Origin of the sequence: Geminocystis sp. GBBB08 (genome assembly GCF_016743215.1) — a bacterium.
In the GTDB taxonomy this organism is placed as follows: domain Bacteria; phylum Cyanobacteriota; class Cyanobacteriia; order Cyanobacteriales; family Cyanobacteriaceae; genus Geminocystis.
The window spans coordinates 20,651-28,157 of sequence record NZ_VRZC01000037.1; the positions used below are offsets into that span (position 1 = coordinate 20,651).

Sequence of the window (7,507 nt, forward strand, 5' to 3'; positions counted from 1 at the left end):
TTATGGAGAATTTATTTATTTAATTTGACGATAAAAAAGGGCTAACTTTTCGGGTTTTATTTTGAGATAATAACCAAGAATAACTAATTGATTGATTAGGGTTGTTTTGAAAATTCCTAGTTTTTCCCATCGTCTAGCAGAAGTGGTAACGGAAGCATTTGCAATATAAATTTTTCCTTTTTTTTTGAGTCTTTTAATTAAGTCGAAATCTTCCATTATCGCTAAATCTTGATAACCTTTTATACTTTCAAATATTTCTTTTTTGATAAAGATTCCTTGATCTCCATAGGGTAATAATAAGTATTGCGATCTCCAATTAACAAGAGTTTCAATGACTCTAAAAATAGGTTTTTGGCTATCAATTTTTAACTTAAAAGCACCGGCAACGAAGTTATTTTTTTCCAAGATGTTAATAATAGTTTCGTCATAATTATTAGAAAGAATAGTATCTCCATGAAGGAATAATAAAATATTACTTTGTGCCTGTTTAGCACCTAAATTCATTTGATAACTACGGCGTAAAATAGGAGATAAAATTATTTTAAAACCGGCATTTTTAATTAAATTAACGGTGTTATCATTACTACCACCATCGACAAAAATAAATTCTACGTCTAACTTTCTTTGAAGATTCAGTAATAATGTTGGTAAATTTTTTTCTTCATTGATAACAGGAATAATAACACTAATTTTATAATTACCAATCATGATAGTTAATTAAAGATAATTAGTAGGGTGGGCATTGCCCACGTTATTTATATAGTATAAAGATTATGTATTGCTAATTCCAAATCATCTTGTTTGATTAAAGATTCACCAATTAAAACTGCATTTGCTCCGGCATTAGTAACAAAATCTAAGTCATTTTTAGTATATAATCCTGATTCACTAACTATGATAATTTCCCTATTTAAGATAGTTTCTTTTCTAGCAGATAAAATTTCTTTAGTGGTGTTTAAAGTCACAGTAAAGTTTTCTAAATTGCGATTATTAATACCAATTAATTTTACTTCATCAATGGTTAAAACTCGATCTAATTCTTCTAAGGTGTGAACTTCGATTAAAGCTGTCATTTTTAAACTATGAATTATCTTTAAAAAGTATCTTAAATCATTATCTGTTAAAATTGAGGCAATTAATAAAACAGCATCTGCACCGTTAAGTCTAGCTAAATAAATTTGATAGGGATAAATAATAAATTCTTTACATAATAAGGGTGTTTTGACGGCTGATCTAATTTTTGCCAAATTTTCAAAACTGCCTTGAAAAAATTCTTCATCTGTTAATACTGATAAACAATTTGCTCCTCCTTTTTCATAAGATTTTGCAATGGTAATAGGATCAAAATTTAGTTTAATTATTCCTTTACTAGGGGATGCTTTTTTAACTTCAGCAATTAAAGCAGGTTTTTTTTTTGAATTACTTAAAGCTGAAACAAAATCTAGGGGAAAAGAAGATAATTCGGCAACTTTTTGACGCAAATCTAATAAAGAAAGGCGATCGCGCATTTTGGCGACTTCTTTTTCTTTATGCCAAACAATTTTCTCTAAAATATTTCTGGGTTCACTATCAGGTAAAGTAACTTGATAACGGAGACTTTCTACGGCTACACTAGGGGAAGGTTGTTGACGACGAATTTTCATAAATAAATAGATAAATAGATAAATAGATAAATAGATAAATAGATAAATAGATAAATAGATAAATAGATAAATAGATAAATAGATAAATAGATAAATAGATAAATAGATAAATAGATAAATAGATAGATAGATAGATAAATTAATTAATTTATGGAACTATTCATATTTTACTTAAATTTTGCACTAACAATAAAATTAAGTACTCATGCAAAATTAATTGTATAGACGCAATTTAGGCAAGGGGTTTAAACCCCTTGTTACCCATTGTTACCTCTTGTTTGAGAAAAATAAAGGGCATCAATTAATTTCACTCACTCACTTATAAAACTCTTATGTCTATTGCTACTTGTCATGAGTGCCATTTTAAGAGAATATGGTGTTGGTGTTTTGTACCTAGTATGTCTCGGCATTAGAAAAAAGATTTAAGAGTATAAACTTATATGATTTCAAGTAACGATTTTCGACCCGGTGTAAGTATTGAATTAGATGGCAGTGTTTGGCGAGTAGTAGAATTTTTGCACGTAAAACCAGGAAAAGGCTCAGCTTTTGTGCGCACTAAACTAAAAAATGCTCAAAGTGGTAGTGTGATGGAAAAAACTTTCCGTGCTGGGGAAACAGTACCTCAAGCAAATCTCGAAAAAAATACAATGCAACATACTTACAAAGATGGTGATCAATTTGTGTTTATGGATATGGAAACTTTTGAGGAAGTGCGTTTAAGCGAAGATCAGGTTGGCGATCGCGCAAAATTTTTAAAAGAGGAAATGGAAGTTAATATTTTGTTTTGGAATACAACAGTATTAGATATTGAGCTTCCTACCACAGTAGTATTAGAAGTTGTTGAAACAGATCCGGGTGTAAAAGGAGATACGGCAACAGGAGGTACAAAACCTGCCATAGTAGAAACGGGAGCACAAATTATGGTGCCTTTATTTGTCTCTATCGGGGAAAAAATTAAGGTTGATACTAGAAATGGTAGTTATTTAGGGAGAGAATAACTTTACTGTAGGGAAAAGGCAAAATTAATTGTCAATTGTTAATGGTTAATTGTCAATTGTCAATTATTCTCATATGATTAATTATTTATATATATTATATTAAAGTGTCAATAGATTTTATTCAACTACAAGAATTTATCGAGGCGATCGCCAAAACAGACATCACTGAATTAGCGATTAAGGAAGGAGATTTTGAACTAACACTTCAAAAAACGAATCTTCACACCAGTAATACTACTTATACAATATCTCAACCAACTCCTGTGGCAATACCGGCGGTAGAAATTACAAAACCTGTAGAAATAGAGGCTAAACCAAATATACCTCCTGAAAAATCAGCCCCTGTCAAAAAAACTGATAATTGGGTAGAAATTACTTCGCCGATGGTAGGAACATTTTACCGTGCATCAGCTCCTGGAGAAGCTCCTTTTGTAGAAGTTGGCGATCGCAATTCTAATGGTCACCTTGTTTGTATTATTGAAGCGATGAAACTAATGAATGAAATTGAAGCGGAAGTATCAGGGCAAGTAATGGAGATTGTAGTGGAGAATGGTGAACCGGTGGAATATGGACAAACTTTACTTTGGGTAGCACCAAGTTAAGTTATTTGAGGAGACTCTTAAGACGAGGAGAAGAGGAAACTAGGAGAATAAGTAATAAGTGATGAAGGTGATATGGGTATTTTAGCTGTAATTTCTAATTCTTAATTTCTCTAATTTCTAATTGTTTGGCATTCCATGCTAAATCGATTAAACCATTAAATATAGCAATAGCTAAATTAGCACCTCCTTTACAACTATCAATTCTGATGTGAGAAATGGAAGAATCTCTGAGTTTGAGATTAATGGCTTCCTTATGGATAAAACCTGAAGCGGTAGTAATAATCAAACTTGGTTGTATTTCCTGTGAGGGAATTAAATCTAACAAAGAAGTTAAGATAATCTGATTTTGACCAATAATATAAATAGCAGAAGGATAACGATTAGCCAAAGTGGGTAATATTAAAGAATTTTTGAGATCAAAACAAAGGGTTGTAGAATTTTCGTTTATACAATAAACAGGATTCAGAAAAGTTGTTTGTAATAAAGGAATAATTCCGGTTTGAATAATAGGAGTATCCACAAGAATAGGCACTCTTGCAGATAAAGCGGCCGCCCCTGATTTTAAAGCGTTACCAGTAAAACTAATTAAAGAATAATAGTCAAAATCGCCACTAACATAAATAATTCGACGTATAATCTCATATTCGGCAGGGGAGAAATTACCTCTACTAACTTCTTGATCGATAATAGCTAAATTTTGAGCTGTTAATAAATTCCATTCCATTAGTTTTATTTTCTCCATAAGGGGCTTTTGTCATAAATTGACAAAACTAAAAATTATTAAGTAGAGGGGCGTTAAAAAGTATAAGTGGTAAGGGTAAGCAATGGGTAATAGGCAATGGCTAAATTCTAAATTCTAAATTCTAAATTCTAAATTCTTGATATACATTAAGTTTCATAGGGAGTTTGTTGATTGAGTAAAGGAGAAAAATAGGCAACTAATGCACCTAAAGCAAAACCAATAACATTCCGGAATATAGGCAACCATTCAGTGGTACGAGTAACAACAGGCCCCATACCGAAAGCAAAAAAGAGAATGCCCCATAAAGGTGAAATAATTAATACCCATTGCCATGCAAAAATTTGTCCGGGTTTACGGGGATGTCCTGCGATTCCAAAGATGATACCACCGACAACAGAAGTGACTAAAGTTAAAATCCATTGCTCTTGAGGTAATCCGGGTACGACAGAACAACCACCTTTGGCTAAACAATTTTTTACCGTATTTAATGATTCAGCGATGGAGTTATTCTCGCCATTCTCACGAACATAATACATATTTCCGAATCTAGTTTGTAATTCAATCCAAAAAGTACGAGGAAGCAATTTATAAACGTTATCACCAACGCTAAAAGCGAGTAAATTTCCACCTCTACCATCAGCGACTAAGAGAATACTTTGATCATCCAAATCCCAAAATTTAATCACAGCCCTGCCCGGAGATTGATCATATTGGGTTAAAATTCTTAATTTCCAGCCGGTTTGTTGTTCAAAATCTTCAATTTGTTTGATTAATGATTCTTCTTGTAATGTTGGTAAATAATTCGCTAAATCAACAACAGGAGTGGCTTCTTGCTGGTAACAACTCCGGGTTATTAACAGCCTCTGCTGAAGAATAAGGGCTAAACAGCCAAGAAGAAATACTGATTAAACCAATGACAAAGGCAATAATAGCTTTATGGATTAGACGATTTTGCATAATATTCAGTTATAAATAATATTTTAATAAGAGTTTTTTAATTTTCGTTACAAATGTTAACTTTTATTTTAACCTAATAACTAAAACCAACGAGAAGTTTTTTATTTAACCTCAATTCGATATAAAATTTTAGGTTGAGGTAGGAAATAGGGATAGACACCCTCAAGAATCTTTAACAAAGCAAATAAAATCATCTCAATCCAGAGTCGCAAAAATAGAGGCTTATACATCAGTTTCTGTTAATTTAATTCTCAAAACAATGTTTTCTTTAGGTGCTAGTAATCAAGATATAGTTGAGGCAATACAGCCATTAAATAACTAATATTAATCTCATAAATTGGTTTGCATCTAAGTTGACACTTTAGGGTAGGGAAGAGCGGATTTGGAAAAGGCAACAGATAAACGTTTGAGTCAAGGTAAGGGGTTTAAACCTCTTGTTAGGAATTAATAAAAACGGTAAGTTAAATGCGTCGAGTGCTTAAATCAATTAAATGAGTGAAATTGAACAAGAAATAAACACTGCTATCAAAGGTTTAACGAGAAGGGTAAGTTTAAAACAAGAGCATATTTTAATCCTTGAAAATGCTTTAGCAAATCCTGAAATATATAGTCAAATTTATGAAAAATATTTGAATGGGAATAATACTCAAATGGCTTTAAAACAAGCTATTTATACATCAGAAATGGTGCGATTATTAACTTTGAGAGCGATTATTCTTCCTGAAAGTTTATTGGAGTTTTTAGAGTGGTTAAATAATAGAAAAAGCAAAAATCGAAATCATTATCAATTATCTGGGGATTTTCAAGAAAGTTTGACGAAATTTTTATCACAAAATACTCCTTTTATTAAAAATAATTTAGCAATAGGAGTACAGTTAATTTTATTAGAGTTAATTGAAAAACCTGATTTATTATCTTTTGTTATTTGGTTATTACAGTCTCCAGAAAGTTTATGGGGAAAAGTCTATCAGAATCAAGTAAGAATATCCCTAGAAAATCAATTAGCTTTTATGTCACAATTTCCTGATACTTCTAATAACTTTAATCTTTTTCCCTATGAAGAATATCAAAAAATCCGAGATAAAAAAAATCCGCCTGTTATTCCTAAATATAAAGTTTTAGCAAAATTATTAAGTCAATTAGGTGATAAATCTTTAATTTTAGCAATATTTTTTTATCAAATATCATCAGGAAAAGTACCTAGTAAAATACATCAAAAAATTAAGCCAAATTTAACTAAATTATTCGGCATTACTATTAAAGAAGAATTTAATTTTATCCGCAGTTTAAGAAAAAGTATTAATATTTTCCGTAAGGAAATGCTTTACTGTTTCGGGAGGATGATTCTCTGGTTGATTTTTTATACAATTTGTATAAATATTAATCCTTCCTTGATTATTCTTCCTATTATTGCCAATTTACCTTTATTCAGTTTTTATCTAATTGGTTTAAATTTAATTGCATTTACGCAAATCTTTTTAAGAGAAACTAATTATTATGAATATTACGCTGATGATAAAAATATTATGATAATGTCTATTCTTTTTAACCTTCTTTTTTTACCTTATTTATTAAATTATATTTATCGTTATTTAATCTTTAAAAATACCACAATAGGTTTTAGAATTAAAGAATTTTTTATTTGGATAATTCCTACTTTTTTCTTCTATACAATGGTAAGGATTTTATCTAATTATCTTGAATAAAAATCTTGGCAAAATTAGCTATATCTAATTCCTAATTCTTATCAATTTGATAACCAAATTCAGCTAATCTTAACCGAGATTGTCGCCATTTTGGTTCAACTTTAACAAATAATTCTAAATAGACTTTACCGCTTAATAATTTCTGCATTTGTTGACGGGAAGCAGTACCAATTTCTTTTAACATACTCCCTTTTTGTCCAATCAGAATAGATTTTTGAGAATTTCTTTCTACACTGATGGCAGCATAAATTTTAGTTAGTTTTGTGTCTTCTTCCATTTTTTCTACTGTGACGGCAACAGAATGGGGTATTTCTTCTTTCGTCAGTAATAAAATTTGTTCTCTAATTAATTCACCAATAATAAACCTTTCGGGTTGATCTGTGATTAAATCAGGAGGATAATAATAAGGACCAAAGTCTAATTTTGTGATTAATTTTTCTTGTAAATTATCTAAGCCTTCCCCAGTTACTGCTGAAAATTCTATCATCTGCCAATTTTCTTGACAAATTTCTTGATAACTTTCTCTTAATTTTTGCTTTTTTTCTCCTTGTAAATCTGTCTTATTTAAGCCTAATATGATAGGTGTTTGACAATTTTGTAATAAATCTGCAATATAACGATCGCCTCCTCCAGCAGGGGAAGAAGAATCTACGACAAATAAAACTACATCGACATTATTAATGGCAGAAACGGCATTTTGCACTAAAACTTTACCTAATTCATGGTGTGGTTTATGAATACCTGGGGTATCAACAAAAATAATTTGTGCTTTTGGGGTGGTTAAAATGCCTCGTAAACGGTTGCGGGTAGTTTGTGGTACGGGAGAAGTTATAGCAATTTTTTCGCCCACTAGTCGATT

Annotated in this window: 7 protein-coding genes and 1 pseudogene; 3 read left to right on the top strand and 5 right to left on the bottom strand. The window is 30.8% G+C overall.

Translation table 11 applies throughout. The annotated features are described in order from the left end of the window. Nucleotides 1-15 precede the first annotated feature (15 nt). Nucleotides 16-708: a TIGR04283 family arsenosugar biosynthesis glycosyltransferase gene (locus FWJ34_RS07030; RefSeq protein ID WP_308254615.1), complete on the bottom strand. Its 693-nt coding sequence runs from the start codon at nucleotides 706-708 to the stop codon at nucleotides 16-18. A gap of 47 nt (nucleotides 709-755) precedes the next feature. Further along, entirely contained in the window at nucleotides 756-1,643 is an 888-nt protein-coding gene (gene trpC / locus FWJ34_RS07035) for an indole-3-glycerol phosphate synthase TrpC (RefSeq protein WP_308254616.1), read from the bottom strand. A gap of 440 nt (nucleotides 1,644-2,083) precedes the next feature. On the opposite strand from trpC, the gene efp reads away from it, so the two are divergent. Continuing rightward, complete coding sequence (gene efp / locus FWJ34_RS07040; RefSeq protein WP_308254617.1) at nucleotides 2,084-2,641, top strand: elongation factor P; 558 nt, start codon at nucleotides 2,084-2,086, stop codon at nucleotides 2,639-2,641. Nucleotides 2,642-2,745: 104 nt separating this feature from the next. Next, nucleotides 2,746-3,243, top strand: a complete 498-nt coding sequence (gene accB, locus FWJ34_RS07045) for an acetyl-CoA carboxylase biotin carboxyl carrier protein (protein ID WP_308254618.1) — start codon at nucleotides 2,746-2,748, stop codon at nucleotides 3,241-3,243. 94 nt (nucleotides 3,244-3,337) lie between these two features. Here the strand turns inward: accB and FWJ34_RS07050 are convergent, their stop codons facing one another. Together FWJ34_RS07050 and FWJ34_RS07055 are read right to left on the bottom strand one after the other, a co-directional pair. Further along, complete coding sequence (locus FWJ34_RS07050; RefSeq protein WP_308254619.1) at nucleotides 3,338-3,967, bottom strand: precorrin-8X methylmutase; 630 nt, start codon at nucleotides 3,965-3,967, stop codon at nucleotides 3,338-3,340. Between the two features lie 164 nt (nucleotides 3,968-4,131). After that, nucleotides 4,132-4,942, bottom strand: a pseudogene (locus FWJ34_RS07055) (TPM domain-containing protein). Between the two features lie 491 nt (nucleotides 4,943-5,433). Between FWJ34_RS07055 and FWJ34_RS07060 the strand changes: the two are divergent. Further along, nucleotides 5,434-6,648, top strand: a complete 1,215-nt coding sequence (locus FWJ34_RS07060; protein WP_308254620.1) for a hypothetical protein — start codon at nucleotides 5,434-5,436, stop codon at nucleotides 6,646-6,648. Nucleotides 6,649-6,679: 31 nt separating this feature from the next. Here FWJ34_RS07060 and era read toward each other — a convergent pair. After that, nucleotides 6,680-7,507 (bottom strand): GTPase Era (gene era / locus FWJ34_RS07065; protein ID WP_308254621.1); only part of this gene is annotated, 828 nt, incomplete at its 5' end.